The sequence below is a fragment of the Cupriavidus phytorum genome (assembly GCF_003254285.1).
GTDB classification, from domain to species: Bacteria; Pseudomonadota; Gammaproteobacteria; order Burkholderiales; family Burkholderiaceae; genus Cupriavidus; species Cupriavidus phytorum.
On the sequence record NZ_QKZN01000017.1, the window covers coordinates 65,620 to 92,550 of the forward strand.

At 68.4% G+C, this 26,931-nt stretch carries 24 protein-coding genes and 1 tRNA gene; 18 read left to right on the top strand and 7 right to left on the bottom strand.

Annotated elements, in window-relative coordinates:
• Positions 1 to 75: 75 nt before the first annotated feature.
• From C7416_RS26875 to C7416_RS26890, 4 genes are all read left to right on the top strand, one after another.
• Complete coding sequence (locus tag C7416_RS26875) at positions 76 to 2,028, top strand: lytic transglycosylase domain-containing protein (RefSeq protein ID WP_111521697.1); 1,953 nt, start codon at positions 76 to 78, stop codon at positions 2,026 to 2,028.
• 123 nt (positions 2,029 to 2,151) lie between these two features.
• Positions 2,152 to 3,174 carry a complex I NDUFA9 subunit family protein gene (locus C7416_RS26880; RefSeq protein ID WP_111521698.1) on the top strand — a complete coding sequence of 341 codons (1,023 nt, stop codon included), beginning with the start codon at positions 2,152 to 2,154 and terminating at the stop codon, positions 3,172 to 3,174.
• A 210-nt stretch (positions 3,175 to 3,384) separates the two neighbouring features.
• Complete coding sequence (locus C7416_RS26885; RefSeq protein ID WP_111521699.1) at positions 3,385 to 4,083, top strand: glutathione S-transferase family protein; 699 nt, start codon at positions 3,385 to 3,387, stop codon at positions 4,081 to 4,083.
• A gap of 63 nt (positions 4,084 to 4,146) precedes the next feature.
• The gene (locus tag C7416_RS26890; protein WP_111521700.1) at positions 4,147 to 5,397 is read left to right on the top strand and encodes a multifunctional CCA addition/repair protein; all 1,251 of its coding nucleotides are present in this window, start codon (positions 4,147 to 4,149) and stop codon (positions 5,395 to 5,397) included.
• Between the two features lie 28 nt (positions 5,398 to 5,425).
• On the opposite strand, the gene C7416_RS26895 is transcribed toward C7416_RS26890, so the two are convergent.
• Both C7416_RS26895 and C7416_RS26900 read right to left on the bottom strand, forming a co-directional pair.
• On the bottom strand, positions 5,426 to 5,620 hold the full coding sequence (locus C7416_RS26895) for a DUF2905 domain-containing protein (protein ID WP_012351539.1): 195 nt from the start codon (positions 5,618 to 5,620) through the stop codon (positions 5,426 to 5,428).
• A 16-nt stretch (positions 5,621 to 5,636) separates the two neighbouring features.
• Entirely contained in the window at positions 5,637 to 6,848 is a 1,212-nt protein-coding gene (locus C7416_RS26900; RefSeq protein WP_111521701.1) for a class I SAM-dependent methyltransferase, read from the bottom strand.
• A gap of 15 nt (positions 6,849 to 6,863) precedes the next feature.
• On the opposite strand from C7416_RS26900, the gene C7416_RS26905 reads away from it, so the two are divergent.
• The 3 genes from C7416_RS26905 to ttcA all read left to right on the top strand — a co-directional run bounded on the left by C7416_RS26905 (position 6,864) and on the right by ttcA (position 9,228).
• Positions 6,864 to 7,724 carry an SDR family oxidoreductase gene (locus tag C7416_RS26905; RefSeq protein WP_111521702.1) on the top strand — a complete coding sequence of 287 codons (861 nt, stop codon included), beginning with the start codon at positions 6,864 to 6,866 and terminating at the stop codon, positions 7,722 to 7,724.
• 68 nt (positions 7,725 to 7,792) lie between these two features.
• Positions 7,793 to 8,194: a dihydroneopterin aldolase gene (locus tag C7416_RS26910; protein ID WP_082818824.1), complete on the top strand. Its 402-nt coding sequence runs from the start codon at positions 7,793 to 7,795 to the stop codon at positions 8,192 to 8,194.
• A 107-nt stretch (positions 8,195 to 8,301) separates the two neighbouring features.
• Positions 8,302 to 9,228, top strand: coding sequence for a tRNA 2-thiocytidine(32) synthetase TtcA (gene ttcA, locus C7416_RS26915; RefSeq protein WP_111521703.1), 927 nt, complete (start codon positions 8,302 to 8,304; stop codon positions 9,226 to 9,228).
• 66 nt (positions 9,229 to 9,294) lie between these two features.
• On the opposite strand, the gene C7416_RS26920 is transcribed toward ttcA, so the two are convergent.
• Complete coding sequence (locus C7416_RS26920) at positions 9,295 to 10,122, bottom strand: DUF6279 family lipoprotein (protein WP_181461324.1); 828 nt, start codon at positions 10,120 to 10,122, stop codon at positions 9,295 to 9,297.
• Positions 10,123 to 10,424: 302 nt separating this feature from the next.
• On the opposite strand from C7416_RS26920, the gene glmU reads away from it, so the two are divergent.
• The 4 genes from glmU (at position 10,425) to C7416_RS26940 (ending at position 15,857) form a co-directional block, all read left to right on the top strand.
• Positions 10,425 to 11,789, top strand: coding sequence for a bifunctional UDP-N-acetylglucosamine diphosphorylase/glucosamine-1-phosphate N-acetyltransferase GlmU (glmU, locus tag C7416_RS26925; RefSeq protein WP_111521705.1), 1,365 nt, complete (start codon positions 10,425 to 10,427; stop codon positions 11,787 to 11,789).
• Between the two features lie 90 nt (positions 11,790 to 11,879).
• Positions 11,880 to 13,718, top strand: a complete 1,839-nt coding sequence (glmS, locus tag C7416_RS26930) for a glutamine--fructose-6-phosphate transaminase (isomerizing) (RefSeq protein ID WP_111521706.1) — start codon at positions 11,880 to 11,882, stop codon at positions 13,716 to 13,718.
• A gap of 263 nt (positions 13,719 to 13,981) precedes the next feature.
• The gene (locus tag C7416_RS26935; RefSeq protein WP_181461325.1) at positions 13,982 to 14,794 is read left to right on the top strand and encodes a class I SAM-dependent methyltransferase; all 813 of its coding nucleotides are present in this window, start codon (positions 13,982 to 13,984) and stop codon (positions 14,792 to 14,794) included.
• A gap of 37 nt (positions 14,795 to 14,831) precedes the next feature.
• The gene (locus C7416_RS26940) at positions 14,832 to 15,857 is read left to right on the top strand and encodes a MerR family transcriptional regulator (RefSeq protein WP_181461326.1); all 1,026 of its coding nucleotides are present in this window, start codon (positions 14,832 to 14,834) and stop codon (positions 15,855 to 15,857) included.
• A 48-nt stretch (positions 15,858 to 15,905) separates the two neighbouring features.
• Here C7416_RS26940 and C7416_RS26945 read toward each other — a convergent pair whose 3' ends face one another.
• Positions 15,906 to 16,541, bottom strand: coding sequence for a TetR/AcrR family transcriptional regulator (locus C7416_RS26945; RefSeq protein ID WP_111521709.1), 636 nt, complete (start codon positions 16,539 to 16,541; stop codon positions 15,906 to 15,908).
• A 312-nt stretch (positions 16,542 to 16,853) separates the two neighbouring features.
• Between C7416_RS26945 and C7416_RS26950 the strand changes: the two genes are divergently transcribed.
• A complete protein-coding gene (locus C7416_RS26950; protein WP_111521710.1) occupies positions 16,854 to 18,164 on the top strand; it encodes an MFS transporter in 1,311 nt (436 codons plus the stop codon).
• Between the two features lie 33 nt (positions 18,165 to 18,197).
• Here C7416_RS26950 and C7416_RS26955 read toward each other — a convergent pair whose 3' ends face one another.
• Entirely contained in the window at positions 18,198 to 19,127 is a 930-nt protein-coding gene (locus C7416_RS26955; RefSeq protein WP_111521711.1) for a LysR family transcriptional regulator, read from the bottom strand.
• 104 nt (positions 19,128 to 19,231) lie between these two features.
• On the opposite strand from C7416_RS26955, the gene C7416_RS26960 reads away from it, so the two are divergent.
• The 4 genes from C7416_RS26960 (at position 19,232) to C7416_RS26975 (ending at position 21,960) form a co-directional block, all read left to right on the top strand.
• Entirely contained in the window at positions 19,232 to 20,224 is a 993-nt protein-coding gene (locus C7416_RS26960; protein WP_111521712.1) for a Bug family tripartite tricarboxylate transporter substrate binding protein, read from the top strand.
• Positions 20,225 to 20,537: 313 nt separating this feature from the next.
• On the top strand, positions 20,538 to 21,017 hold the full coding sequence (gene bfr, locus C7416_RS26965) for a bacterioferritin (protein WP_111521713.1): 480 nt from the start codon (positions 20,538 to 20,540) through the stop codon (positions 21,015 to 21,017).
• A 97-nt stretch (positions 21,018 to 21,114) separates the two neighbouring features.
• Positions 21,115 to 21,189: transfer RNA gene (locus C7416_RS26970), tRNA-Cys, on the top strand.
• Between the two features lie 327 nt (positions 21,190 to 21,516).
• Positions 21,517 to 21,960: a GNAT family N-acetyltransferase gene (locus C7416_RS26975; protein WP_111521714.1), complete on the top strand. Its 444-nt coding sequence runs from the start codon at positions 21,517 to 21,519 to the stop codon at positions 21,958 to 21,960.
• 48 nt (positions 21,961 to 22,008) lie between these two features.
• Here the strand turns inward: C7416_RS26975 and dmeF are convergent, their stop codons facing one another.
• Positions 22,009 to 22,986: a CDF family Co(II)/Ni(II) efflux transporter DmeF gene (gene dmeF, locus C7416_RS26980; RefSeq protein WP_111521715.1), complete on the bottom strand. Its 978-nt coding sequence runs from the start codon at positions 22,984 to 22,986 to the stop codon at positions 22,009 to 22,011.
• A gap of 410 nt (positions 22,987 to 23,396) precedes the next feature.
• Positions 23,397 to 24,857 (bottom strand): aminotransferase-like domain-containing protein, encoded by a 1,461-nt coding sequence (locus tag C7416_RS26985; RefSeq protein ID WP_111521716.1) that lies wholly within the window; start codon positions 24,855 to 24,857, stop codon positions 23,397 to 23,399.
• 322 nt (positions 24,858 to 25,179) lie between these two features.
• Between C7416_RS26985 and aptA the strand changes: the two genes are divergently transcribed.
• Together aptA and C7416_RS26995 are read left to right on the top strand one after the other, a co-directional pair.
• Positions 25,180 to 26,511, top strand: coding sequence for an omega-aminotransferase AptA (aptA, locus tag C7416_RS26990; protein WP_111521717.1), 1,332 nt, complete (start codon positions 25,180 to 25,182; stop codon positions 26,509 to 26,511).
• 121 nt (positions 26,512 to 26,632) lie between these two features.
• Positions 26,633 to 26,931, top strand: a 299-nt coding sequence (locus tag C7416_RS26995) for an aldehyde dehydrogenase family protein (protein WP_146604308.1), incomplete at its 3' end; no start/stop codon positions are given.

Consider the following 26,931-nt stretch of genomic DNA (forward strand, 5'->3'; position numbering starts at 1 on the left):
CCAACACGGACGGCGGCGCCGCGGTTCTCGGCACACGGTGCAGGCGCGGGCCTCCGTCATCGACAAGGAAGAAGAATGCTGAAGGGAGTATATCTGCAGCGTGCAGGGCGGGCCGCCTCGATCGCGCTTGCATGTGCATTGCTTGTCACGCCCGTCCACGCGCAGAAGCGCCCGCAGGCGGTCACGCGCGCGCCCTCGACGGTAATCCCCAGCGATCCCGACGAGGCCTTCACCGCGCTGCGCGAAGCCGCACGCAAGAACGACGTCGAACGCGCCTACGCGATCTCGGCCACGCTGGTGGACTACCCGGTGCCGTCCTATGTCGAGTACTTCCGCATCAAGCCGCAGCTGTTCGACGCCAGCGGCCTGGCCCGCATCGATGCGCCGGACGACCAGGTGCGCGTGTTCCTGCAGCGCTACAAGGGCGACGCGATTGCCGACCGCATGCGCAATGACTGGCTGCTGGTGCTGGGCAAGAAGCGTGACTGGGCCAATTTCGATGTCGAATACCCGCAGTTCGCGCTCAAGGACGATACCCAGGTCGAGTGCTATGCGCTGCTGTCGCGCGCGCTCAAGGGCCAGAACGTGGCCGCCGATGCGCGCAACGTGCTGAGCGACCCCAGATACTACGGCGAAGGCTGCGTCGACCTGATCGGCTACCTGGTGCAAAGCCAGCAGATCCAGCGCAGCGACGTGGCCTTCCAGTCGCGCCTGGCGCTGGAGCAGAACTACGTCACGCTGGCCGGCAAGATCGCCGCGCTTCTGCCCGACGCGCGCGTGGACGGCGACACCCTGGCCACCATCGTCAAGATGGCGCGCTCCGACCCGTCGCAGGCGGCGGCCTACCTGGCCACGGCCCAAGGCACGCTGTCGCGCGACGAGCAGGGCGCGGCGTGGGGCGTGATCGGCCAGTTCGCGGCCAAGAAGCTGCTGCCCGAGGCGGCCGGCTACTACCGCCGCCAGATGGACCTGGGCGGCAACCAGTGGCTGTCCGACGACACCCAGGAATGGCGCGTGCGCGCCGCGCTGCGCCAGGGCGACTGGAAGCAGGTGCGCCAGGCGGTCGAGCTGATGCGCCCGGAGCTGCGCGCCAAGGACCCGGCCTGGACCTATTGGTACGGCCGCGCGCTCAAGGCCGACGGCCGCGACACCGAGGCCCAGCAGAACTTCCAGCAGATTGCCGGCCAGTTCAATTTCTACGGCCAGCTGGCCAGCGAGGAACTGGGCAACCGCATCACGCTGCCGCCGCGCACCACCGTCAGCGACGCCGAGGCCATGGCGATGCGCGCGCGCCCCGGTTTTCAGCGCGCCCAGAAGTTCTACGCCATGAACCTGCGCTTCGAGGGCAACCGCGAGTGGAACTGGGAGCTGCGCAACATGAGCGACCGCGAGCTGCTGGCCGCGGCCGAATATGCGCGCCGCCTCGAATTGCTCGACCGCACCGTCAACTCGGCCGACCGCACCCGCAACGAGCATGACTTCGCGCTGCGCTTCCTGATGCCGTACCGCGACATCATGCAGCGCGCCACCGACGAGGTCGGGCTCGACATGGCATGGGTGTACGGCCTGATCCGCCAGGAATCGCGCTTCATCATGAATGCGCGCTCGTCGGCGGGGGCGCATGGCCTGATGCAGGTGATGCCGGCTACGGCCAGATACGTGGCGCGCAAGATCGGCATGAGTGACTTTTCGCCGTCGATGATGGGCGATCCCACCATCAACATCCAGTTGGGCACCAACTACCTGAACATGGTGCTGACCGACCTGGACAGCTCCTGGACGCTGGCCTCGGCCGCGTACAACGCCGGCCCGGGCCGGCCCAAGGCCTGGCGCAGCACGCTGGCGCGGCCGGTGGAAGGCGCGATCTTTGCAGAGACCATCCCGTTCAACGAAACGCGCGGCTATGTGAAGAATGTGCTTTCCAACGCTACGTACTATGCTGCATTGATGAGTGGCCGGCCGCAGTCGCTGAAGTCGCGCCTGGGCACGGTCGCGCCGTCGGCGGTGACCACCACCAGCCTGCCCTGAAGTCGTCTTTTCTGGTCCGCCTGCCCCGGCATGGGGCAGGCAAGACGGGCCTGCCGGCGTAACGCCGCGGGCCCGGGCTGGCGCGGGTGCCGCGGCGTGCTTCTTTCCTGGCACGGAGGCAACATGCAGACCAGCAACGTCCTCGTCATCGGTGGCGCCGGCTTTATCGGCAGCCATCTCGTCTCGCGCCTGGCCGGCGCCGCCTCGGCCTCGGGCGCGCCGCTGGAACCCGGCGCCAATCCCGATTCCCCCATCGCCCCGGACCGCATCGTGGTCGGCACGCGCAATGTCGAGCATGCGCAGCACCTGCTGCTGCTGCCGCGCGTCGAGGTGGTGGAACTGGGCCTGGCCGACAATGCCGCGCTCGACGACGCGATCGGCTCGCTCGGCGTCGACGGCATCGTCGTCAACCTGGTGGGGGTTCTGCACGGCGAGCGCGCCGATCCCTACGGCGAGGCCTTTGCCAGCGCGCATGTGGAACTGGTGCGGCAGATCGTGGCGTCGTGCCTGTCGACGGGCGTGCGCCGGCTGTTGCATATGAGCGCGCTCGGCGCCGACAGCAACGGGCCGTCGATGTACCTGCGCAGCAAGGGCGACGGCGAGCGCATCGTGCGCGCCAGCGGGCTCGACTGGACCATCTTCCGGCCCTCGGTGGTGTTCGGCCCCGACGACCATTTCCTCAACCTGTTCGCCCATATGCAGCAGCTGGCGCCGGTGGTGCCGCTGGCGTGCGCGCATGCGCGCTTCCAGCCGGTGTTCGTGCAGGACGTGGTGCAGGCCTACCTGAACGCCATGGTGAACCCGGCCACCATCGGCCACGGCTATGAGCTGGGCGGGCCGCAGGTCTATACGCTGGAAGAACTGGTGCGCTTTGCCGGGCGCGCCTCGGGCCATCCGCGCCCGGTGATCGCGCTGCCCGATGCGCTGGCGCGGGTGCAGGCCGCGGTCATGGAGCATATGCCGGGCGAGCCGCTGCTGTCGCGCGACAACCTGGATTCGATGCAGCTCGACAATGTGCTGGAGCGCCCGCTGGCGCCGGAGCTGAACCTGCATCCCGTGCACCTGGAGGCCGTCATGACCGACGCGCTGTCGGGGCGCAACCGCGATGCCGCGCTGACCCACATGCGCGCCAGCGTGCACCGCTGAGGGCACACCGGCGGGGCCGTCTATGTGACCGGATTTCATATCGGTTGCGAGCGCAATTCACTTTGACGCGGGCGGCCGCGCTGGCAAAATGACTGGTCCGACGCTCTGCGGCCACGCCGTGCCCCGGGGCCGCGACGCGGATCGCGGCCCATGGATCGCGGCCCGCTCCGTGCCGTCTCTCCCTCCGTTTCCTCCCCCAAGGACCTCACGATGAAGCTCGTCATCGGCAACAAGAACTATTCCTCCTGGTCGCTGCGCCCCTGGCTGCTGCTGCGCCAGGCCGGCATTGATTTCGAGGAAGTGCAGGTGCGCCTGTTCACCGGCAGCTTCGCCGCCGAGATCGCCCGCTACTCGCCCGCGGGCAAGGTGCCGGTGCTGGTCGACGGCGACGTCACCGTGTGGGATTCGCTGGCGATTTCCGAATACGTGGCCGAGCGCTTCCCCGAGCAGCAGCTGTGGCCGGCCGACCCCGCCGAGCGCGCGGTCGCGCGCGCGATCTGCGCCGAGATGCATTCGGGCTTCACCAACGTGCGCAACCAGTTGCCGATGAACGTGACCGCGGTGCTGCCCGGGCGCGGCTGGAACGTGGCGGTGCAGCGCGAGGTCGAGCGCATCGCCGCGATCTGGGACGGGCTGCGCAAGCAGCATGCGGCGCGCGGGCCGTTCCTGTTCGGCACCTTCACCGTCGCCGATGCGTTCTATGCGCCGGTGGTGAGCCGCTTCGCCACCTATGGCATCCACCTGCCGGACGACCGCGAAGACGCCAAGGCCTATGCCGATTTCATGCTGGGCCTGCCGGCGATGCAGCAATGGATTGCCGGCGCGCGCGAGGAGCGCGACTTCCTGGCCGACGACGAGCCGTACCGGCTGGCCCCGGACCGTGCCGATGCGATAATCGTCACCCACTAGCAATCACGCCGGCGCCGGGCCACAACCGGTTGGCCTGTGCCGGCGCATGAAAAGGCCACAACCATGCAGGTGTATGCCGTGGGCGGCGCGATCCGCGACGAACTGCTGGGCAAGCCCAGCCAGGACCGCGACTACGTGGTCGTCGGCGCGACCCCGGCGGAGATGGAAGCCGCCGGCTACCGCCCGGTGGGCAAGGATTTCCCGGTGTTCCTGCATCCGCGCACGCAGGAGGAATACGCGCTGGCCCGCACCGAGCGCAAGACCGCGATGGGCTACAAGGGCTTTGCCTTCTACTGCGAGCCCGACGTCACGCTGGAAGACGACCTGGTCCGGCGCGACCTGACCATCAACGCGATGGCGCGCGCGGTCGATGCCGACGGCAACCTGAGCGGGCCCGTGATCGATCCGCACGGCGGCCAGCGCGACCTCGCCGCGCGCCTGTTCCGCCATGTCTCCGATGCCTTTGCCGAAGATCCGGTGCGCATCCTGCGGCTGGCGCGCTTTGCCGCGCGCTTCCACGACTTCAACGTTGCCGCCGAGACCATGCGCCTGATGCGCGAGATGGTGGCCGCGGGCGAGGTCGATGCGCTGGTGCCCGAGCGTGTCTGGCAGGAGCTGGCGCGCGGGCTGATGGAGGCACGGCCGTCGCGGATGTTCGAGGTGCTGCGCGAATGCGGCGCGCTGGCGCGGCTGCTGCCCGAGCTGGAGCGGCTGTGGGGCGTGCCGCAGCGCGCCGACTTCCACCCCGAGGTCGATACCGGCGTGCACGTGATGATGGTGATCGACTGCGCCGCGGCGCTCGATGCGCCGCTGCCGGTGCGCTTTGCCGCGCTGGTGCATGACCTGGGCAAGGGCACCACGCCCGCGGACGTGCTGCCGCGCCATATCGGCCACGAGCTGCGCAGCGTCAAGCTGCTGGAACAGGTCTGCGCGCGCCTGCGCGTGCCCAATGAATGCCGCGACCTGGCACTGGTGGTGGCGCGCGAGCACGGCAACATACACCGCTCGCTGGAGTTCAACGCTGCCGCCGTGGTGCGGCTGCTGGAACGCTGCGACGCGCTGCGCAAGCCCGCGCGCTTCGCCCAGGCGCTGCTGGCCTGCGAGGCCGACAAGCGCGGGCGCAAGGGTTTCGAGCACAGCGCCTACCCGCAGGCCGCGCGCCTCTTGGCGGCGCGCGAAGCCGCGGCGTCGGTCGATGCGGGCGCCATCGCGCGCGCCTGCGCGGACGACGTGGCGCAGATCAAGGACCAGGTGCATGCCGCGCGGGTGGCGGCGGTGGCGCAGCGGCTCGGGGCGCAGCCGGACGGCGCCTGAGCCGGCCCGGGGCAGGCTGGCGCAGGCCCTACAGCAGCTTGCCGATCACCAGCGCAATCAGCGAGATCAGGATCGTCGACGCGAACGGCAGCACGAACTCGCGCCCGAACACGCGGAAGCGCACGTCGCCGGGCAGCCGGCCGAGGCCGACCTTCTGCAGCCACGGCAGCGCCGCGGACAGGATGATCACGCTCAGAAAGATGGTCAGGGTCCAGCGCAGCATGGCGGCTCCGGTGCCGTTACAAGGCGTGGCAGCGGTCGCCGCGGGCAAAGCCGGCCAGCGGCTCGCTGTCTTCCAGTCCGCGGTCGAGCCCGCGCGTGAGCGCGATCACCTTGAACAGTTCGCCCATCTCGGCCTCGGACAGCAGCTTCTGCACCGCATTGGCCTGCGGCAGGAAGGCGCGCGCGTCGGACGGGTCCAGCGCCATCAGCAGCTCGGTGATGCCGGCATTCATCAGGAAGCGCGCCTGCGAGGCGAAGCCCGCCACGGTCAGCCCTGATTCCACCGCGGCGTGCGCGATGCCGCTGAAATTGACGTGCGCGGTGATGTCCTGCAGGCCGGGGTACAGGAACGGATCCGGGTGGGCATGATGGCGGTAGTGGCACATCAGCGTGCCGCCGGCGCGCTGCGGGTGGTAGTACTCGCTGCCGGGAAAGCCGTAGTCGATGAAGAAGGCCGCGCCGCGCGCCAGCATGGCGCCGACCGCGCGCGTAAAGCCCTCGGCCTCGGCATGGGTCTCGGTGACGAGGTCGTGGTCGCCGGGGATGGCGCGCAGCGCCGCCGGCACGTCGGCATCGGCCAGCGGCCGGTCCTCGAAGCGGAACGCGGGCGCGCCGCCATCGGCCTGCGGCGCGGCGCGCGCCACGCCGCGCTCATGCCAGAAGCCGTCGCGGCGCGCGTACAGCTGCACCGGCATCGCATCCAGCACTTCATTGCCGACGATCACGCCTTCAAAGGCGGCCGGCAGCGTATCGAGCCAGGTGACGCGCTCGGCCAGGTGCGGCGCGCGCCGGGCCAGCGTGTCCTGCTGGCGCGCGCGCAGCTCGCCCGACAGTTCGACGATGGCGTAGGTGTCGGGCAACTGGCCTTCCTGTTCCAGCCCCAGCAGCAGGTCTGCCGCCAGCCGGCCGGTGCCGGCGCCGAATTCCAGCAGCCGCGGCATCCCCTGCGCCAGCAGCGGCGCGAACTGGCGCGCCAGCGTGCGGGCGAAGAACGGGCTGAGCTCGGGGGCGGTGATGAAGTCGCTGCCGTCGCGGGCATCGCGCCCGAACTTGGCCGAGCCGCCGCTGTAATAGCCCAGGCCGGGCGCGTACAGCGCCTGCGCCATGTAGCGGTCGAAGCCGATCCAGCCGCCGGCCGCATCGATCGATTCGCCAATACGGGCCGTAAGGGTATCGGAAGCGGCCTGCGCGTCGGCGGGGGGAAGGGGTAAACTAGCGGCTTTCTGCATCCTGCGATTGTAGCAATGCCCGCATCCGATACCTCCGCCAGTCAACCCGCCAGCCAGGCCGCTGGCCAGTCCGCCGCCCGCGGTGTGGCGCTCGTGACCGGCGGCGCGCGCCGCGTGGGCCGCGCCATCGCGCTGGAACTGGCGGCGCAGGGCTGGGACGTGGCCGTGCACTGCCATCGCTCGGTCGACGAGGCCGAAGCGCTGGCCACGCAGATCCGCGCGCTCGGCCGCCGCGCCGCGGTGCTGCGCGCCGACCTCGCCGACGAGGCCGCCACCAGCCGGCTGGTGGCCGACTGCACCGCCGCGCTGGGCGTGCCGACCTGCCTCGTCAACAACGCCTCGCTGTTCCAGTACGACGTCGCAACCAGTTTTTCGTATGCGTCGCTCGATACGCATATGCGCACCAACGTGGCCGCGCCGCTGCTGCTGGCGCGCGAACTGCACAAGGCGCTGGCCGCAGCCGCAGGCCCGGATGGCGCCGGCAAGTCCGCCGAGAAGTCGGTCGAACCTCGCGGCGTGGTGATCAACCTGCTCGACCAGAAGCTCGACAACCTGAACCCGGATTTCCTGTCGTACACGCTGTCCAAGGCCGCGCTGCAGACCGCCACGGTGCAGCTGGCGCAGGCGCTGGCGCCGCGCCTGCGCGTGGTGGGCGTGGCCCCGGGCATCACGCTGGTGTCGGGCGAGCAGTCGGAGCAGAGCTTCCGCCGCGCCCATCGCGTGACGCCGCTGGGCCAGTCGTCCACGCCCGAGGACATCGCCCAGGCGGTGGCCTACCTGGCGCAGGCGCGCGCCGTGACCGGCACCACGCTGTACGTCGACGGCGGCCAGCACCTGATGCCGCTGGCGCGCGACGTGATGTTCCTGACCGAATGACCTGCATCATCGGCCGCGCCTGACCGGCGCGGCACCCCGCCTTACACTTCCCCTTTTCGTTTCCCGCCATGACCATGCTCGCCGCCCTTTCCCATCCCAGCCTGCAGGACTGCCGACGCATGTTCCTGCGCAACTACGAAGTCCAGATCAATATCGGCGTGCACGAATTCGAGAAGAAGGGCGAGCAGCGCGTGCTGATCAATATCGACCTGTTCGTGCCGCTGGAGGAATGCACGCCGCAGGCCGACAAGCTCGACGAAGTGGTCGACTACGACTTCATGCGCAACACCGTCGCCGCGCGCATGGCGCAGGGCCACGTGCACCTGCAGGAAACGCTGTGCGACGACGTCGCGCGCGCCATGCTGAAGCATCCCAAGGTGCGCGCCGTGCGCGTGTCGACCGAGAAGCCCGACGTGTACCCGGATTGCGATTCGGTCGGGGTCGAGGTGTTCCATATCAAGCAGGCCTGAGCGGTCCCGCGGCGCCCGCTGCAGCTGACCGGCGCGTAAAGTAAAATGTTGCCCCTCGCGCCGCGCCGGCCATTCCATCCGGCGGGCGCCACGCAACAGGATGCTCCATGAGCCACTCGAACAACTTCTATCGCCTCGAGACGAGGCTGCAATCGCAAACCGGCAAGGCCATCGGCGACTTCGGCATGATCGAGGACGGCGACACCGTGCTGGTCTGCATGAGTGGCGGCAAGGACTCGTACACCATGCTGTCGGTCCTGATGGCGCTGCAGAAGCGCGCGCCGATCAAGTTCAAGCTGATCGCGATGAACCTGGACCAGAAGCAGCCCGGCTTCCCGGAACACATCCTGCCGGAATACCTGAAGTCGGTCGGCGTGGAATATGTGATCGTCGAGGCGGACACGTACTCGATCGTCAAGGAGAAGGTGCCCGAGGGCAAGACCACCTGCTCGCTGTGCTCGCGCCTGCGCCGTGGCGTGATCTACCGCACCGCCAAGGAGCTGGGCGCCAACAAGATTGCGCTGGGCCATCACCGCGACGACATCGTCAACACCTTCTTCCTGAACATGTTCTTCGGCGGCAAGATGAAGGCGATGCCGCCCAAGCTGGCCACCGACGACGGCGCGCACATCGTGATCCGCCCGCTGGCGTACTGCTCGGAGAAGGACATCGCGTCGTACGCGCGCGCGATGGAATTCCCGATCATCCCGTGCAACCTGTGCGGCTCGCAGGAAAACCTGCAGCGCAAGAAGGTCAGCGAGATGCTGCAGGAGTGGGAGCGGCAGAACCCGGGCCGCATCGACAATATCTTCTCGGCGCTGCGCAACGTGGTGCCGTCGCACCTGGCGGATACCGAGCTGTTCCCGTTCACCGGTCTCGCGACCGGCCTGGCCAAGGTCGACGAGGCCTCGCTGTTCGGTGAAACCACGTTCCAGCAGCAGCCGCTGACGTTTGCCGGCAGCCTGGACGAAAACCGCATGGAGTTCGTGCGCTTCGAGCGCACGCCCGCGGCGGAGCCGGCTGGCACGCAGTAAGTCCTGCGGCACCCGGATGGTAGAACGCCCGCTTGCGCGGGCGTTTTTGCGTCGGACGATGCGGCGTCAGTTCGCCGCCGCCGACTGCACCGGCGCATTCGCCTTCTCGCGCATCAGTGCATGCGTGTCGTCGATCCACTTCTGGAAGCGATCCTGCGCATGTGCCTTCTGCTGCGGCGTGGTCAGGTTGGCGATCGCCACGGTCAGCGCGATGCCGGCGCTGTTGCCGGCTTCGTGGCTGGCGGCGTGCCGGGCAGGGGGGTTCTGCCAGTATTCGCGGAAGCGCCGCAGCAGGTCGATCACCTGCGCCTTGGGCGGCTGGGTGGCCTGCACGAAGCGCACCATCTTGATCCATTCCTGCTGGCGCGCGACGCGCTCGGCATAGCGCGCCTCGGCATTCTGCACCACCGGACCGACCTTGACGCGGATCGCCTTCTCCTGCTCGGGAGAGAAGCCGCCGTAGACCAGGCGCGCGTACTCCATCACCTTGTCGAAGCGCGCTTCCTCGCGCTCGGCCGGGTCAGCGTTGAGGAATTTCTTGCGGTACTTGGCGTTGCCTTCGGCAAACTTCTTTTCCATGCGGGCGATCTGCTCGGGCGTCAGCGTCAGCAGGAAGTCGGCCATGTCGGGCATGGCCTGCTCGAAGGAGCGGCGCGCCAGTTCCTGCGAGGCGTCCTGGAAGTGCGCGACCTTCGCCGGCGTGACCGACTGGCCCACGTCGGCCTTGGCCTCCTGCAGCAGGTTGGCGATTTCCGGCAGCTGCGCCTTGCGGTGCCAGGCAAAGAAGCGCGCGATCGCCTCGCGCGTGAGCGGCTCCTGGGCCGTGCTGACGTCGACATAATTGTCGATCCACCAGTACGCCAGGCGGTCGCCCTGCTGGTAACCGAGCTTCATGGCGCTGCACGCGCACAGGGCCGCGGCGCCCACAATCACCAAAATGCGCCGGGCCCAGCAATTGTGAAATTCGGAAACCTCGGTCGGTTGGGCAGAATGCGCCATGTTAAAATCGCCGCGCATTGGAACCGGGCTCGCTCGCTGCCCGCCAGCCAAGTCCTGGCAAGGGTTTGCGGGAAGATGCGCAGGCCTGGCGGCAAGCTTTTGCCAGCCCCGGCGGCGCCCCTTGCCAAACACCGGGCCCAATATCCGCCCGGCGTTTTCCAGAATATTTTCGGACACACTCACTTAGGGGTCTCCTTGTGAATATCGTCATTCTCGCCGCGGGCATGGGCAAGCGGATGTATTCCGATTTGCCCAAGGTGCTGCACCCGGTAGCCGGGCGGCCCATGCTCGCGCACGTCCTGGATACGGCCCGTGCGCTGTCGCCGTCGCGGCTGGTGGTCGTGGTCGGCCACGGCGCCGCGCGCGTGCGCGAGGCGGTGGCCGCTGACGATGTCGCCTTCGCCGAGCAGCCCCAGCAACTGGGCACGGGCCATGCGGTGATGCAGGCACTTCCCTTGTTGGACGACAACCAGCCTACGTTGGTTCTCTACGGTGACGTGCCGCTCACCAGCGCGGCGACGCTGCAGGCACTGGTGGCCGAGGCCGGCGCGCAGCGCTTTGGCGTCCTCACCGTGGAGATGCCCGACCCGACCGGCTATGGCCGCATCGTGCGCGACGCGGCGGGCAGCATCGTCCGCATCGTCGAGCAGAAGGACGCGAGCGAAGCCGAGAAGGCCATCCGCGAAATCAACACCGGCATCATCGTGTGCCCGACCGGCCACCTGCGCAAGTGGCTGTCGACGCTACGCAACGACAATGCCCAGGGCGAGTATTACCTGACCGATACGGTCGAGCGCGCCGTCGCCGACGGCGTCGAGACGGTCTCGGCCCAGCCTGCGGCAGTCTGGGAGACGCTGGGCGTCAACAGCAAGCTGCAGCTGGCCGAGGTCGAGCGCATCCACCAGGGCAACCAGGCCCGGCGCCTGCTCGAAGCCGGCGTGACGCTGCTGGACCCGGCCCGCATCGACGTGCGCGGCGAGCTCACCTGCGGGCGCGATGTCACCATCGACGTCGGCTGCGTGTTCGAAGGCCGCGTGCACCTCGACGACGGCGTGCGCATCGGGGCCCATTGCGTGGTCCGCAACAGCACCGTCGGCGCCGGCGCGCAGGTGCACCCGTTCTGCCATGTCGATGAGGCCAGCATCGGGCCCGCGGGCCGCATCGGGCCGTACGCGCGCCTGCGCCCCGGCACCGAGCTGGGCGAGGACGTGCATATCGGCAACTTCGTCGAGGTCAAGAATGCACAGGTGGCGGCACACAGCAAGGCCAACCACCTGGCTTATGTGGGCGACGCCACGGTGGGGTCGCGCGTCAATATTGGCGCGGGTACCATCACCTGCAACTATGACGGGGTGAACAAGCACCGCACCGTGATCGAGGACGATGTCTTCATCGGCTCCGACACGCAGCTGGTGGCGCCGGTGACGGTGCGCCGCGGCGCCACGCTGGGCGCCGGCACCACGCTCACCAAGGAGGCCCCGGCCGACAAGCTGACGCTGTCGCGGGCCAAGCAGCTGACCATCGACGCCTGGCAGCGTCCGGTCAAGCAGCCGAAGCAGTAAGCACCAGGGGCCGCCTGCACCGGGCGGCACCACAGGATTCATACCGGCGCCAGTGGCCAGAGGGCAGGCGCCAGCAAACGGGGGTTCAGCATGTGTGGCATCGTCGGCGCGGTTTCCACGCGCAACATCGTTCCGGTCCTGATCGAAGGGTTGCGCCGCCTGGAGTATCGCGGCTATGACTCGTGCGGCGTCGCCGTCGTGCGCGACGATGCGGTCGAGCGCGCGCGCACCGTGTCGCGCGTCGCCGACCTCGACGCGCAGACGCAGGCATCGGGCCTGTCCGGTTTCACCGGCGTGGCGCATACGCGCTGGGCCACGCATGGCAAGCCCGACACCGTCAACGCCCACCCGCACCTCTCGGGCGAAACCATCGCGCTGGTACACAACGGCATCATCGAGAACTACGAGCCGCTGCGCGAAGAACTGCGCGCGGTCGGCTACGGCTTCGAGTCGCAGACCGATACCGAGGTGGTCGCCCACCTGATCCACCAGGCCTACAGCTATCCCAGCAGCGCCACCCGCGGCGACCTGTTCGCCTCGGTACGCGCGGTCACCAAGCGCCTGCACGGCGCCTACGCCATCGCGGTGTTCGCCAAGGACCAGCCCGGCCGCGTGGTCGGCGCGCGCGCCGGCTCGCCGCTGGTGGTGGCGCTGGGCGAGAACGAGTCCTTCCTGGCGTCCGACGCGCTGGCCGTGGCCGGCACCGCCAACCGCATCATCTACCTCGAAGAGGGCGATGTGGTCGAGATCACGCTGGACGGCGTGACCATCCACGACGTTAACGACCACCCGGTCGAGCGCGAAGCGCGCGTGGTCGAAGCCCATGCCGCGTCGGTGGACCTGGGCCCGTACCGCCACTTCATGCAGAAGGAAATCTTCGAGCAGCCGCGCGCGCTGGGCGACACGCTCGAGGGCGTCGAAGGCCTGTCGCCGGACCTGTTCGGCGACAACGCCGCCGAGGTCTTCGCCGGCATCGACAGCGTGCTGATCCTGGCCTGCGGCACCAGCTACTATTCCGGCTGCACCGCCAAGTACTGGCTCGAAAGCATCGCCAGGATCCCGACCCAGGTCGAGGTCGCCAGCGAATACCGCTACCGCGACACCGTGCCCAACCCGCGCGCGCTGGTGGTGGTGATCTCGCAATCGGGTGAAACCGCCGACACCATGGCCGCGCTGCGCCATGCCCGCGCGCTGGGCCACGTCCATACGCTGGCGGTCTGCAACGTCGCCACCAGCGCCATGGTGCGCGAGACCGAACTGCGCTTCCTGACCCGCGCCGGCACCGAGATCGGCGTGGCCTCGACCAAGGCCTTCACCACGCAGCTGGCAGCGCTCTACATGCTGACGCTGTCGCTGGCCAAGACCCGCGGCCTGCTGACCGAAGAGGCCGAGGCCAAGGCGCTGACCAACCTGCGCCACCTGCCGGCTGCGCTGCACGGCGTGCTGGCGCTGGAGCCGCAGATCATCGCCTGGTCCGAAGACTTCGCCCGCCGCGAGAACGCACTGTTCCTCGGCCGCGGCCTGCACTACCCGATCGCGATGGAGGGGGCGCTCAAGCTCAAGGAAATCTCGTACATCCATGCCGAGGCCTACCCGGCCGGCGAGCTCAAGCACGGCCCGCTGGCGCTGGTCACCGAAGCCATGCCGGTGGTTACCGTCGCCCCCAACGATGCGCTGCTGGAAAAGCTCAAGTCCAACATCCAGGAAGTGCGCGCCCGCGGCGGCCGCCTGTACGTGTTTGCCGACAGCGATACGCAGATCCAGTCGTCCGACGGCATCCAGGTGATCCGCATGCCCGAGCACTACGGCGACCTCTCGCCGATCCTGCACGTGGTGCCGCTGCAGCTGCTGGCGTATCACACGGCGTGCGCACGCGGCACCGACGTGGACAAGCCGCGCAACCTGGCGAAGTCGGTGACGGTGGAATAAGAACGAGCCGATGCTGGCAAGCGCTGGCTGCGGACGCTGTTCCGCGCCGGACATGGCCATGCCGGAACCGCAGGAAAGCGCCTTTCAGGCGCTTTTCTTTTGCCTGTCCGATCCCGCCAGGGCCCGGCCGCGCCGCCGGCAAAAATCGTTTGACCCTGACGTAACGGCAGGTTCGAGCATCAATGCTTTCTCTACAACTGGAAGCCCACATGCTCGACCATCCCGATCCCGGCGGCACGCCGCCCAGCACGTCCGCGCTGACCATGGCCCTGGCCCGCGCGGCACACCAGCTGCTCGATACGCCCACCTTGCTGGAAGACCCGTTCGTCTTCGACGTGCTTGGCCGTGGCCTGGCCCGCCAGACCATTGTCGACCCCTTTTCGTACAACGCGCCCATGCTGCGCACGCTGCGCGCGGCGGTCGTCGCCCGCAGCCGCTTTGCGGAAGATCGCCTGAAGGTTGGCCTGAGCGCAGGGGTGCGCCAGGTCGTGATCCTGGGCGCGGGGCTGGATACCTTGTCGCTGCGGATCCCGACTGACACGCAATGCGTGGAAATCGACCGCGGCGAAGCCCAGCGCTGGAAGCTCGAGCGGCTGCGCGAATGCGGCATTGCGCTGCCGTCGCATGTCGCGTACGTCGCAGCTGACCTGGCCGCCATCCACCTGCCCGAGCTGCTGGCATGCCACGGCATCCGTCCCGACGCAGCGACCTTCTTCAGCTGCCTGGGGGTGTTGCCTTATCTGGACGCAGCTTGGGCCATGCGCGTCCTCGAATCAGTCGCCACGCATGCGCCGGGCAGTGAAATCGTGTTCGATGCGCGCGTACCGCGCGCTTCGCTGCCGCCGGTCGAACGGTGGATGGACGAGATCGCCGCGCAATCGTTCGCCGCTTCGGGAGAACCATGGCTGAGCGATTTCGATCCCGACACGCTGCGGACAACGCTGTGTGAGTGCGGGTTCAGTGATGTGGAATGCCTGTCCGCCGACGCGCTCAATGCCCGCTACTTTGCGCGCCGGCGGGACGGCCTGCAGACCGTCGGCGGCGGATTGCGCCTGTACCGCGCTACGGTAGGATGACGCCCCGCATCGATTGATCTCTACAGGACAGACCGTTGTGCGGCTAAAAGTTGGCGAACTCGCAAAGCGTGCGGGGCTCACCGTACGCACCTTGCACCACTACGACAAGCTCGGCTTGCTCAGGCCATCGGTTCGCTCGGAATCGGGATACCGGCTTTACAGCCAGAAGGATTTCCATCGGCTGCAGCAGATCCTGTCGCTAAGGCAACTCGATATCCCGCTCGAGGAAATCCGACAGGTCCTGGACGAGGGAACATTGACCACGGCTTCCCTTCTTGCCGCGCAACTGGCCCGGGTCGACGCGGAGATCAGCCGGCAGGTGCTGCTGCGCGACGAGCTGTTGCGCCTCCAGCATGCACTGGCCGAGGACGGCGAGCCGTCCGAAGCCGCATGCCTGCGCACGCTCGAAGCCATGTCGGTCTATCGGCGCTACCTGGGCGACGAAGCGCGGGCGCTGCCTTTGCTCGGCAGCGGCGGCAAGCTGGCAGCAAGCTGGCAGGTTCGAATCGATACCATGCGCGCGCTGTTCGAGCAGAACCAGCCCGCGCATGGCGCCAGGGCCCGCACCGCGGCGCGACACTGGTTCGCGCAGCTGGAAAAGGACACGCGCTCGCGCGCCGCGATGTTCGTGCGCCTGGACCACTTGTTTGCCGGACAGGGCAGCGCATTGCCCCACACCGGCATCACGCCGGCGCTGGGCGAGTACATCCTGCAGGCGTTTGCCGAACACCGGCTGTCGATCTACCGGAAGTACCTGGCACCCACTGACTATCGGCACCTGCGTCGCCGCTACGCGCAGGTCATGCGCCGCTGGCCGGCGCTGCTCGGCGAACTCGAGTCGCATCTTGCCGCCGGCGATGCGCCCGGGCACAGGGCGGTACAGGGCCTGGCGCAAGCCTGGCTGTCGATGCGATGGGAACTGGCGGGGAGCGATGCCGCGATGGCGGCAATGCGGCAGGCGGAAGACAACGAAGCGGAACTGCGTGTCGGTACCTGGCTCCATCCGCGTTTGCTCGCGTACCTGAAGCAGGCTGTCGCGGCAGCCCTAGTACAAGGACAATGAGCGGCTCTTTCGAAGTGCCGTTGCCGCTGGACCTCGCCCGCGCCGTCGCTACGCCACCGACAGCAGGAACACCCGTGCCATTTCCTGGTCCAGCCGGCGGTCCGACAGCGCATAGATGCTTTCGCGGTTGATCAGCGCATACAGCAGCGTGCCGGCCAGCGCCTGGTGGGCGAAGCGGATGCGCAATTCCAGCTCGGGCGACGGGCCGGCCGGATGCAGCCGCGCCAGGCGCGAGGCCAGGTCGACGATGTACTGGCGGTTAAGCTGCCGGATCGGGTCTTCGCCGGTGGTGGCGCGCACCACCAGCGAGGCCCGCAGCACGCCTTCATTGCGGCAGGCCCAGATGCGGCTGTCGCGCGCCATGGTGCGCACCGCGTCTTCCAGCGTCGTCGGCGCGTTATCGAGCTGTGCCAGGCGCGCCGCCATGGCCTCGCGCAGCGTGGCCAGCGCCAGCGCCTGCAGCGCCTTGAAATAGCTGTCCTTGCCGTCGAAGCGGCTGTAGAACGCGCCGGTGGTGACGCCGGCGCGGGCACAGATCTCCTGGATGGGCACCTGTTCCAGCGTGCGTTCGCGCAGCAGCCGCCGGCCCGCCTCGAGCAGCCGGTGGGTGGTGCGCAGCCCGCTGGAATAGCGCGGCGCGGCATAGCCGGCATGGCCCTCGAGCGCGATCAGCTTCTCATTCATGACGACCCCGATTGGTTGCAGAAGTGATTCCGCATGCCCCTGCATGTCCGTGTTTTTACTGATGTCATGAACTGTATCAGGCCACCATACTCGCCAAAAACATAATTCAGATTATTAATTTAGCGGTGCCGATGCCATGCGGGGCTGCCCGGAGACCGATGCACATATCCACGCGCTCCGACGCGAAAGCCAGCCTGCTCGCCGGCCTGCGTCGCGTCACGCGAGGGCAGCGACGGCGGTGGGCCCGCGCATCAATGAATGAACCCCGATGCCGGCCTCGGCGGGGCATCCCCTTACTTCCGGGAGACACGCATGAATCCAACCTACCAGCCGCGCCGCGCGTGGCTGACTGCGGTGCTGTTGTTCTTCTTCCTTGTGGTCAACGCCATGGACAAGATGGTGGTGGGCCTGCTGGCCGCGCCGATGATGGCGGAGCTGGGCTTGACGCCGGCGCAGTTCGGCCTGGTCGGCAGCAGCTTCTTCTGGCTGTTCGCGGTGTCGGGCGTGCTGGGCGGCTTCCTCGCCAACCGCACGCCGACCTCGCGGCTGCTGATCCTGATGGCGCTGGCGTGGTCGCTGTGCCAGATCCCGATCGCGCTGTCGTCGAGCCTGGCGGTGCTGATCGTGTCGCGCGTGCTGCTCGGCTTCATGGAAGGACCGGCCGCGCCGGTGGCGATCCACGCCTGCTACAAGTGGTTCCCGAACAACCGGCGCAACCTGCCGGTGGCGGTGCTGACGCAGGGCGCGGGCATCGGCATCGTGCTGGCCGGTCTGCTGATTCCGGCTGTGGCCGCGCACTGGGGCTGGCGCACCAACTTCTATCTGCTGGCGGTGCTGGGCGTGGTGTGGGCGGTGGCGTGGATCGCGCTGGGGCGCGAAGGCACGCTCGACGAACGTCCGATCGCGCATGGCAACGCTGGCATCGCCGCGCCGCTGCGGCTGCCGTATCGCGTGCTGCTCAGCGATCCCACCGTGCTGGGCTGCTTTGCCCTGCGGCTGGCGGCGTACTGGGGCCTGGCGCTGTGCCTGACCTGGATCCCGGCCTACCTGCAAAGCGGGCTGGGCTTCGACCATGCCGTCAGCGGCAAGCTGTTCGCGCTGATCGTCGGCACCAACCTGCCGCTGACGATCGCGATTGCGTGGTGCTCGGAACGCCTGCTGGCGCGCGGCGTGTCGTCGCGAGTGGCGCGCGGCCGGGTCTCGGCCGGCATGCTGCTGCTGGCGGGCGGCTTCTTCCTGTCGCTGTTGTGGCCGGACACCACGCCCGCCATGCGCGTGGGGCTGCTGGTGCTGGCCTGCGTGTGCGCGCCGGCGATCTATTCGCTCGGCCCGGCGATGCTGGCCGAGGTGGTGCCGGCCGGGCAGCGCGGCGCGGTGCTGGCGATCGATGCCTCGGTGTCGTCGGTGGCCGGCGTGCTGGCGCCGCTGGTGACGGGCGTGCTGGTGCAGAACGTGCCCGGCGCGCGCGGTTTTGAACTGGGGCTGGCGCTGTGCGGCGCGCTGATGGTGGTGGCGGCGCTGGCCGGGCTGTACGTGGTCAACCCCGAGCGCTCGCGCCAGCGCATGGCCGCGCGGCTGCCGGCGGATGTCCCGGCCGGACAGCCCGCAGTGGCTGCGGGCTGAACGCTTCGCATCGCGCCGGTCCCCCGGACCAAACTAGGCGCCGGTCTGCGCCACCGCTTCATGCACCAGCGCCGCGAACACGCGCATGGCCGGCGACGGTGTGCGCCCGGCCAGCGTGACGATGCCGTACTGAGCCTTCAACGCGGTGGGCGGGTGCATCGGCAGGGCCACGGCCAGGCGCTGTGCGCACGCCTCGGCCATCATCGCCACCGGCACCAGCGCCACGGCGTCGACCGCCAGCAGCAGTGCGCGCAGCGCGTGCATGTCGTTGCAGGTGACGCTCATCAGCCCGGGCTCGTCCTCGGGCAGCGGGCCGCTGCCGCCGCTGGCCTCGTGCAGGGCCTGGCGGAAGTAGCGCACGATATGCGGCGGCAACCGGGTCCCTGCCACCGGGTAGCCACGCAGGTCGGCCAGCGTGACCCGGCGTTGCCGGGTCAGCGGATGCCCGCTGCGCACGAAGAATGCCGTTTCCAGTGCCGGCAGCCGGTCGATCTCCAGGTGTGACAGTTCCGCAAGGCTGCGGCTTTCGCCGACAAAGACGTCGAGCTGCTCGGCTTCGAGCGAACGCCGCATCGCGGCAGTGTCGGCAGTCTCGAGGTCGATGCGCAGGCGCGGGTAGCGGCGCACCAGCGCCTCCAGCACTGGATCCAGCAGGAACGACGCCGCAAACGGCCCGAAGCCGGCGCGGATGGTGCCGACCTCTACGTCTTCGAGCAATTGCAGGTCGCGCCGCAGCTCGCGCTGCTCGCGCAGAATGCGGCGCGCGCGCGCCAGCGCCAGCGTGCCGGCGGCGGTGGGGCGCACCTTGCCGTAGCTGCGGTCGATCAGCGTGCCCAGCTCGGATTCCAGCGCCTGGATGCTTCGCGTCAGCGCCGGCTGCGACAGGTGCAGCGCGGCGGCGGCACGCGCGAAGCTGCCTTGTTCCACCAGTGTGACGAAGTGATGCAGTTGCCTCAGGCCCATGAATTAACCATTTGTGCATCAAAAACTGAAAAATATTGCATTGGACGTAAGTTCTCAAGCCCACTAAGGTTGTCCTCCAAAACCAAAACCGATCTGGAGACAACATGAACCGACGCGCATGGCTGACCCTGGCCACGGGCGGCCTGGTCGCCGGGCTTTCGCTCGGCATCGCCTTGCCGGCCGCGGCCCAGGCCTATCCCGCCAAGCCGATCCGCATCGTCGTGCCCTATGTGGCCGGCGGCGGCACCGACACCATCGCCCGCGCCATGGGCGAAAAGCTCAGCAAGCGGCTGGGCCAGCCGGTGGTGGTCGACAACAAGGCCGGTGCCTCCGGCATTATCGGCACCGATGCCGTGGCCAAGGCCGCGCCCGATGGCTACACGCTGCTGATGACGCTGACGCAATCGGTGCTGACCAACCAGTTCCTGTTCCAGAAGCTGCCCTACGATCCGCGCAAGGACCTGAGCATGATCAGCGTGCTGGCCGATGCGCAGCTGGTGCTGGTGACCCACCCGTCGGTGCCGGCGCGCACCGTTCGCGAGCTGGGCGACTACGCGCGCAGCCGGCCGGGCAAGCTGAGCTATGCCTCGTGGGGCGTGGGTTCGCTGTCGCACCTGAGCGGCGCCTACTACAGCAAGCTGGTGCACGGCCAGGCCACGCACGTGCCCTACAAGGGCGAGGCGCCGATGCTGCAGGACCTGCTCGGCGGGCAAGTGCAATTTGGCTTCGCCAGCATCCTTACCGCCAAGCCCTACATCCAGAGCGGCAAGCTCAAGGCACTGGCGGTGACCGGCACGCAGCGCAGCAGCGCGTTGCCCGACATGCCCACCTTCGCCGAGGCCGGCATGCAGGACAGCGCCTTCAAGACCGTCGGCTGGATCGGGCTGGTGGCGCCCGTGGGCGTGCCGGCACCGATCCTGGCCCGGCTCGAGAGCGAGGTGCGCGCCATTCTGCAGACCCCCGAGATGCAGGAGCGCATGGTCACGCTGGGGCTGCGCACCGTGGGCAGTACGCCGGCCGAGGCGCAGGCGCTCTATGCGCGCGACTGGCCGGTGCTGAAGACGCTGGTGGCGGATTCGGGCGCGAAGCTGGACTGAACTGCAACGATGGCAACGCCCATGGCGGGCGCCGCGGCAAATGGCCCGGCGCCCGCTTTTTGTTTTTTTATTTTCATGATGCCGTGCAGGGCGCTTACGAAAACCGAATAGCAACCATTGGCATTCGCATCCGCAAGCAAACCAGAAAATAGAGAATCCATGCGGCAAGAACGCCGCGGCGCGGGCCTGGATTGCTTGATGTCCGCTTGGGCGGGACTACCATGAAGTCACGGCGGCTGATTCGCCGTGGCGTTGCTGTGGCCGTGCCATCGCGACATCGCATGTCCCTGTCGCAGGGGCATTGGGGGCTGCCATGAAGACTGACAAAAAGGTAATCCAGTTGCTGAACGCACAGCTGCGGCATGAGCTGACTGCCATCAACCAGTATTTCCTGCATGCCCGCATGTATCGGCACTGGGGGCTGCGCGCGCTGGGCAAGCACGAGTATGACGAATCGATCGAGGAAATGAAGCACGCCGACAAGCTGATCGAGCGCATCCTGCTGCTCGACGGCTTGCCCAACCTGCAGGACCTCGACAAGCTGCTGGTCGGCGAGAACACCGAAGAGATGCTCGGCTGCGACCTGAAGCTGGAGCTGGTGTCGCAGGCCAGCTGCAAGGACGCGATCAAGTATTTCGAGTCGGTCGGCGACTATGTTTCGCGCCAGCTGGTGGTCGATATCCTGGAGGACACCGAGGAACATATCGACTGGCTCGAGGCGCAGCTGGAGCTGGTGCGCAAGGTCGGCTTGCAAAACTACATCCAGTCCGCCATGGGCGGGATCGAGGACTGAGCCGGCGCCGGGGCGCCCCGCGGTCTCCTGCAAAGATTTCCATTTCCCGCTACACTGCGGCCCGCAGCACGTCGCGCCGCTCCGGCGCGATGTCAGCGGCGGGGTGGCAGAGTGGTTATGCAACGGCCTGCAAAGCCGTGTACGACGGTTCGATTCCGGATCCCCGCCTCCAGATTTCCTCGAGATTTCCCGGCCGGGCGCATTGCGCCCGGCGTCCCTGCGCATGCGCGCGATCGCTTCCGCTTTGCTTTTTTCACGCGCCTGTCATCGGCCTGCGCCATGACTGCGGCGTGCTGTGCCGCGCGCGCCCTGACCGGTATGCCGCAACGGTTCCGGACACCCGTTTATCCCCAATGGATCAACGGCAGCGAATCAGGTAATGTTGCCCGACAGGCCTGTCGGCCTGCGTGCAACCCGTGCCGCCAGTTGGCGGCACCGCCATGTACGGGCTTCCATGGCGTTTCCCTTCGCGAGGCAGTGTGACAAACAGAGGCTCCAGATGATGAAAGACCTGCGCATCCGCGTGGCCGTGCCGACCGACGCTCCCGCCGTGGGAGAGGTGCTGGAACGGTGCGGGTTGCCGGTGGACGGCGTGCCGCGGCTGCTCGAGCATTTCCACGTTGCCATCCTTGGCACACAGATCATTGGCTGCGCGGCCGGCGAGCGCTGCGGCGATACCGTGGTGATACGTTCCGTGGCGGTGCTGCCAGAACACCGGGACCAGGGCGTGGCCACCCACGTGGTGCGTGCCGCGCTGATGCGCGCCCGCGCCAACGGCGCGCGGCGCGCGGTGCTGCTGGCCTCCAGCTGCCCCAGCTATTTCGCGCGCTACGGCTTTACGCTGGTGCCGGCCGCGAAGCTGCCGCCCGAGGTCATGGCATCGAGCGAATTCCACCGCGCCGCGGATACGCCGCCGCTATGCATGTGGTGCGAGCTGAGCTGATCGCGCGCAAGCCGAGGGCGGGCCGCTGTGCTCGCCTCAGTGGTCGTATCAGTGAGCGCCGTCGCAGCGGCTGATTTCCACCGTCACGTGCACCAGTTCCTCGTGCACCGACAGTGCCTCGCGCACGCGCTGCGGCGTCAGCGCGGCATCATGCGTGACCAGGCAGACGATGCAGGCAAAGTGCTGCCGGCCCACGCGCCACACATGCAGGTCGGACACGCGGGTGCTTTCGTCGCCGTGATCCAGGCCGGCGAGCACCTCGCGCACCTCGTCGACCACCGGGTGGTCCATCTCGCGGTCCAGCAGCACCGTGCCACTCTGTCGCATCAGGCCGATGGCCCAGCGCCCGACCAGCACCGCGCCCACCAGCCCCATCACGGGGTCCAGCCACGACCAGCCCAGCCACCAGCCGCCGGCCAGCGCGACGATCGCCAGCACTGAGGTCGCGGCATCGGCCAGCACGTGCACATAGGCAGCGCGCAGGTTGAGGTCGTGGTGGTGATGGTGGTGATCGTGGCCGTGATGGTGAGCGTGATGGTGACCATGGTCATGGCCGTGGTCGTGGCCGTGCGCATGGCCGCCGAGGATCAGCGCGCAGCCGAGGTTGACCAGCAGCCCGAGCGCGGTCACGCCCATCGCCTCGCGATAGTGGATGGCCTGCGGCGTGAACAGCCGCTCGACCGAGCCCGCCGCCATCAGCGCGGCAATGCACAGCAGGAACACCGCGCTGGCAAAGCCCGCCAGCACTTCGATCTTCCAGGTGCCGAAGGCAAAGCGCCAGTCGCCGGCATAGCGCCGCGCGGCGGCATAGGCGAAGGCCGACAGGCCGATCGCCAGCGCGTGCGAACTCATATGCCAGCCATCGGCCAGCAGTGCCATCGAGTTGAACCAGAGCCCGGCGGCGATCTCGGCCACCATGGTGATGGCGGTGATCACCATGACCAGGCGCGTGCCGCGTTCGGCGGCGCGGTTGCCCGCGTCGAAGGCGTGGCTATGGGTCCAGGCGGACAGGTCTTGGGTATGCATGGGAAATTCGTGCGTTGCGCTTGAAATCTTGAAGCTCGTCCGGCACGGAGCCGGGCAGGCCCAAGGGTAGCAGAGACCCGTGCCCGTGCCGCGGCATCCCCGACGGCATCAGGGGCGGGTTTGGGTTGGGTCAGCGAAGTGCGGGCCGGTATTGCGGACGTGTGCCTTATACACAACAACATACCCGCGATAGTCGTAAGGAATCTTTTCTTCCGCTTACATACATTCATGAATGGATGTATGATCCAGCGAAAAATTCACGTCCCCGTCATATCTTTGTTGACCGTACCGAGATGAGCTATCGCTTTATTGCCACCTGTCTTGCCGCCTGGGTAGGCGTTTGCGCCACCGCCGGCTGGCTGGTCGAGCGTCTCTGGAGCTGAGCGCCGGCCAGGCTGCATCCCTCCACCTCAAGCCGCCTGCCGCGCCTGCGCCAGGCTGTCAAAGAACTGCCACAGCTGCGGCGCATCGCCTGTGGCCACGTTGAAGCGGATCCATGGCGAGTCGGTTTCATCCGGCTCGAAATATGATCCCGGCGCCAGCCAGATGCCATGCTCCAGCGCCAGCGTGGCGAGCCGGTTGCCGAGCAGCGGTCCGCCGCGCCGGCTGGCCAGCCAGCGCGCCTGCACCGCCTCGTTCAGGCGCGCCCACGCGAACATCCCGCCTTCCGGGCGCAGCAGCACCTCGAGCCCGTGGGCTTCCATCTTTTCCGTGACGCGATCCTGCTGCGCGCGCAGCCGCTCCGACAATGCCGCCACATGGCGCCCGTAGTGGCCGCTGGTCAGCACCGAATACACCAGCCGCTCCGTCACCTCCGATGAGGTCAGGCCGACCGCCATCTTGGTGCGCGCGAAGGCCTTGGCCAGGTCCGGACTGGCCGCCAGGTAGCCGACCCGCAGCGACGGCGTGATGGTCTTGGAAAAGCCGTTGACATAGACCACCTGCGACAGCCCATCCATGGCCGCCAGCATCGGCGAGCCGGCCGGGGCCAGTTCGCGGTAGATATCGTCCTCGACCACCAGCAGCCGGTGCTGCTCGGCCAGTTGCAGCACGCGGAAGGCGTTCATGCTGGTCAGGCTGGCGCCGGTCGGGTTCTGCAGCACGGTGTTGATGAACAGCGCGCGCGGGGCGTGGGCGCGCAGCGCATCTTCCAGTGCCTCCGTGTCCAGCCCCGCCGCCGTGCGCGGCACGCCGACCACGCGCAGCCCGGCCAGCCGCAGGATCTGCAGCAGGTTGCAGTAGCAGGGCGACTCCACCAGCACGGTATCGCCGGCGCGCAGCAGCGTGCGCACCACCAGGTCCAGCGCCTGCGTCGCGCCCTGGGTCAGCACCACCTGCTGCGCCTGCAGCGGGATACCGTACTGGCCCAGGCTCGCGGCGATGTGCTCGCGCAGCGGCGCAAAGCCATACGGGTGGCCGTAGCCCGACAGCTGCGCCGCCGGCACGCGCGCCGACGCCCGCATGGCCTGGTGCAGGCCTTCCTCGTTGAGCCAGTCGCCCGGCAGCCAGCCGGCGCCGGCCTTGATCGGTACCGAATGGTCGGCAAACACGTCCTGCAGCAGCCAGGCCGCGTTCAGGCCCGGCGCCTCCCATTGCGGCGCGCGCGCATGGCCGGCCGGCGCATGCCGATGCGCCACGGTGTAGCCCGAACCGGGCCGCGCGGCCAGGTAGCCGAGCGCGGTCAGCCGTCCGTAGGCCTCGGCCACGGTGAAGGTGCTGACGTGGTGGTGCTGGGCAAAGCGCCGCACCGACGGCAGCGCCGCCCCGGCCCGCAGCGCGCGCTGCTCCACCAGAGCGGCGATGCCGGCGACGATCTGTTCGGTCAGGGTGTCGCCATCGCGGCGGCTGCGGGTCAGGTTCAGGGTCAGCATCGGGCACTCGGGCGGGCGTGGACCTGTACAGTTTAGCGGCTGACGGCGTGGTCGCGGCCGGTGGCACTCCATCCGGCGGAAATTGCCGCGGTGCAACGTGGCATGCCATGCGGCGGCAGGGGCGGCGCGCGGCCGAGGCGCCCGGGAGGAGCAGCGCAGGGCCGCTTGCCTGTACGGTTTGGTGTGGTCAAACTGTACGGTAAGGCGCGGTTGTCCGGACTGTATATTTTGTCGGCCAGCCGCCGCCGGTAGAGTGGCCTTCATCGCCGCCGCTGCCCCCAGCGCGGCGCCGCCCACCGACCCGATTCCTCCAGGAGAACGTATGGACGCCGCCAAGACCGTGATTCCCGATCTCGATGCGCTGTGGATGCCCTTCACCGCCAACCGCCAGTACAAGGCGGCGCCGCGCCTGCTGGCGTCGGCCAGCGGCATGTACTACACCACCCACGATGGCCGCCAGATCCTGGACGGTTGCGCCGGCCTGTGGTGCGTGGCCGCGGGCCACTGCCGCAAGGAAATCGCCGAGGCGGTGGCACGCCAGGCGGCCACGCTTGACTATGCGCCGCCGTTCCAGATGGGCCATCCGCTGTCGTTCGAGGCCGCCACCAAGGTGGCGGCGATCATGCCGCAGGGGCTGGACCGCATTTTCTTCACCAACTCGGGCTCGGAGTCGGTCGACACCGCGCTGAAGATTGCGCTGGCCTACCACCGCGCGCGCGGCGAAGGCCAGCGCACGCGCTTTATCGGCCGCGAGCGCGGCTACCACGGCGTCGGCTTCGGCGGCATGGCGGTGGGCGGCATCGGGCCGAACCGCAAGGCCTTCTCGGCCAACCTGATGCCGGGCACCGACCACCTGCCGGCCACGCTCAACCTGGCCGAGGCCGCCTTCTCCAAGGGCCAGCCGCAATGGGGCGCGCACCTGGCCGACGAGCTCGAGCGCATCCTGGCGCTGCATGACCCGGCCAACGTCGCCGCGGTGATCGTCGAGCCGCTGGCGGGCTCCGCCGGCGTGCTGGTGCCGCCGGTCGGCTACCTGGAAAAGCTGCGCGAGATCACCAGCCGCCACGGCATCCTGCTGATCTTCGACGAGGTCATCACCGCCTTCGGCCGCCTGGGTGCCGCCACCGCGGCCGAGCGCTTCAACGTGACGCCGGACCTGATCACCATGGCCAAGGCGATCAACAACGCCGCAGTGCCGATGGGCGCCGTCGCCGTGCGCCGCGAAGTGCATGACGCCGTGGTCAATTCGGCCGCGCCGGGCACGATCGAGCTGCTGCACGGCTATACCTATTCCGGCCACCCGCTTGCCGCCGCGGCGACCATCGCCACGCTCGACCTGTACCAGCGCGAGAACCTGTTCGGCCGCGCCGCCGAACTGGCGCCGGTATTCGAGGCCGCGGCGCACGGCGTGCGCGGCGCGCCGCATGTGAAGGACATCCGCAACTACGGGCTGGTGGCCGGCATCGAGCTGGAATCGCGTCCGGGCCAGCCGGGCGCGCGCGCCTACGAGGCCTTCCTCAAATGCCTGGAGCTGGGCGTGCTGGTGCGCTACACCGGCGACATCCTGGCGTTCTCGCCGCCGCTGATCATCTCGGAAGCGCAGATTGGCGAGATGTTCGATACGGTGAAGAAGGCGCTGCAGGACATCAAGTAAGGGACATCGAGCCAGCGGCCCGCGCCGCCTCCCATTGCCGCCGGGCCCGCGGGCCCGGCCTCCCTGATTGCACGCCGGGGCGCGCCGTATTGCGCGCCGCGGCCATCGAAGGAAACCCCAAGTGAGCATCGCAGAAAACCGGCAACTGGCCGAAGTCCATCATTTCATCGGCGGCACCGTGCGCCGCGCCGGCGGCCAGCGCCAGGCGGATGTGTTCAACCCCGCCACCGGCGAAGTCTCCGCGCGCGTCGCGCTGGGCACCGCGCAGGACGTGGCCGATGCCGTCGCCGCCGCCAAAGCCGCGTTCCCGGCCTGGGCCGACACCCCGCCGCTGCGCCGCGCGCGCATCCTGTTCAAGTTCAAGGAGCTGCTGGACCAGCACCACGACGACCTCGCCGCGCTGATCACGCGCGAGCACGG

Excerpts from the sequence above, each read along its gene's own strand:
- C7416_RS26920 (WP_181461324.1), bottom strand. The coding sequence starts at position 10,122 with ATGAAGCTCGGTTACCAGCAGGGCGACCGCCTGGCGTACTGGTGGATC.
- C7416_RS26955 (WP_111521711.1), bottom strand. The coding sequence starts at position 19,127 with ATGGGCCTGAGGCAACTGCATCACTTCGTCACACTGGTGGAACAAGGC.
- C7416_RS26880 (WP_111521698.1), top strand. The coding sequence starts at position 2,152 with ATGCAGACCAGCAACGTCCTCGTCATCGGTGGCGCCGGCTTTATCGGC.
- C7416_RS26975 (WP_111521714.1), top strand. The coding sequence starts at position 21,517 with ATGATGAAAGACCTGCGCATCCGCGTGGCCGTGCCGACCGACGCTCCC.
- C7416_RS26895 (WP_012351539.1), bottom strand. The coding sequence starts at position 5,620 with ATGCTGCGCTGGACCCTGACCATCTTTCTGAGCGTGATCATCCTGTCC.
- glmS (WP_111521706.1), top strand. The coding sequence starts at position 11,880 with ATGTGTGGCATCGTCGGCGCGGTTTCCACGCGCAACATCGTTCCGGTC.
- C7416_RS26985 (WP_111521716.1), bottom strand. The coding sequence starts at position 24,857 with ATGCTGACCCTGAACCTGACCCGCAGCCGCCGCGATGGCGACACCCTG.
- dmeF (WP_111521715.1), bottom strand. The coding sequence starts at position 22,986 with ATGCATACCCAAGACCTGTCCGCCTGGACCCATAGCCACGCCTTCGAC.
- ttcA (WP_111521703.1), top strand. The coding sequence starts at position 8,302 with ATGAGCCACTCGAACAACTTCTATCGCCTCGAGACGAGGCTGCAATCG.
- C7416_RS26905 (WP_111521702.1), top strand. The coding sequence starts at position 6,864 with ATGCCCGCATCCGATACCTCCGCCAGTCAACCCGCCAGCCAGGCCGCT.
- C7416_RS26950 (WP_111521710.1), top strand. The coding sequence starts at position 16,854 with ATGAATCCAACCTACCAGCCGCGCCGCGCGTGGCTGACTGCGGTGCTG.
- C7416_RS26910 (WP_082818824.1), top strand. The coding sequence starts at position 7,793 with ATGACCATGCTCGCCGCCCTTTCCCATCCCAGCCTGCAGGACTGCCGA.
- C7416_RS26935 (WP_181461325.1), top strand. The coding sequence starts at position 13,982 with ATGGCCCTGGCCCGCGCGGCACACCAGCTGCTCGATACGCCCACCTTG.
- aptA (WP_111521717.1), top strand. The coding sequence starts at position 25,180 with ATGGACGCCGCCAAGACCGTGATTCCCGATCTCGATGCGCTGTGGATG.
- C7416_RS26885 (WP_111521699.1), top strand. The coding sequence starts at position 3,385 with ATGAAGCTCGTCATCGGCAACAAGAACTATTCCTCCTGGTCGCTGCGC.
- C7416_RS26900 (WP_111521701.1), bottom strand. The coding sequence starts at position 6,848 with ATGCAGAAAGCCGCTAGTTTACCCCTTCCCCCCGCCGACGCGCAGGCC.
- C7416_RS26890 (WP_111521700.1), top strand. The coding sequence starts at position 4,147 with ATGCAGGTGTATGCCGTGGGCGGCGCGATCCGCGACGAACTGCTGGGC.
- C7416_RS26875 (WP_111521697.1), top strand. The coding sequence starts at position 76 with ATGCTGAAGGGAGTATATCTGCAGCGTGCAGGGCGGGCCGCCTCGATC.
- C7416_RS26960 (WP_111521712.1), top strand. The coding sequence starts at position 19,232 with ATGAACCGACGCGCATGGCTGACCCTGGCCACGGGCGGCCTGGTCGCC.
- bfr (WP_111521713.1), top strand. The coding sequence starts at position 20,538 with ATGAAGACTGACAAAAAGGTAATCCAGTTGCTGAACGCACAGCTGCGG.
- C7416_RS26945 (WP_111521709.1), bottom strand. The coding sequence starts at position 16,541 with ATGAATGAGAAGCTGATCGCGCTCGAGGGCCATGCCGGCTATGCCGCG.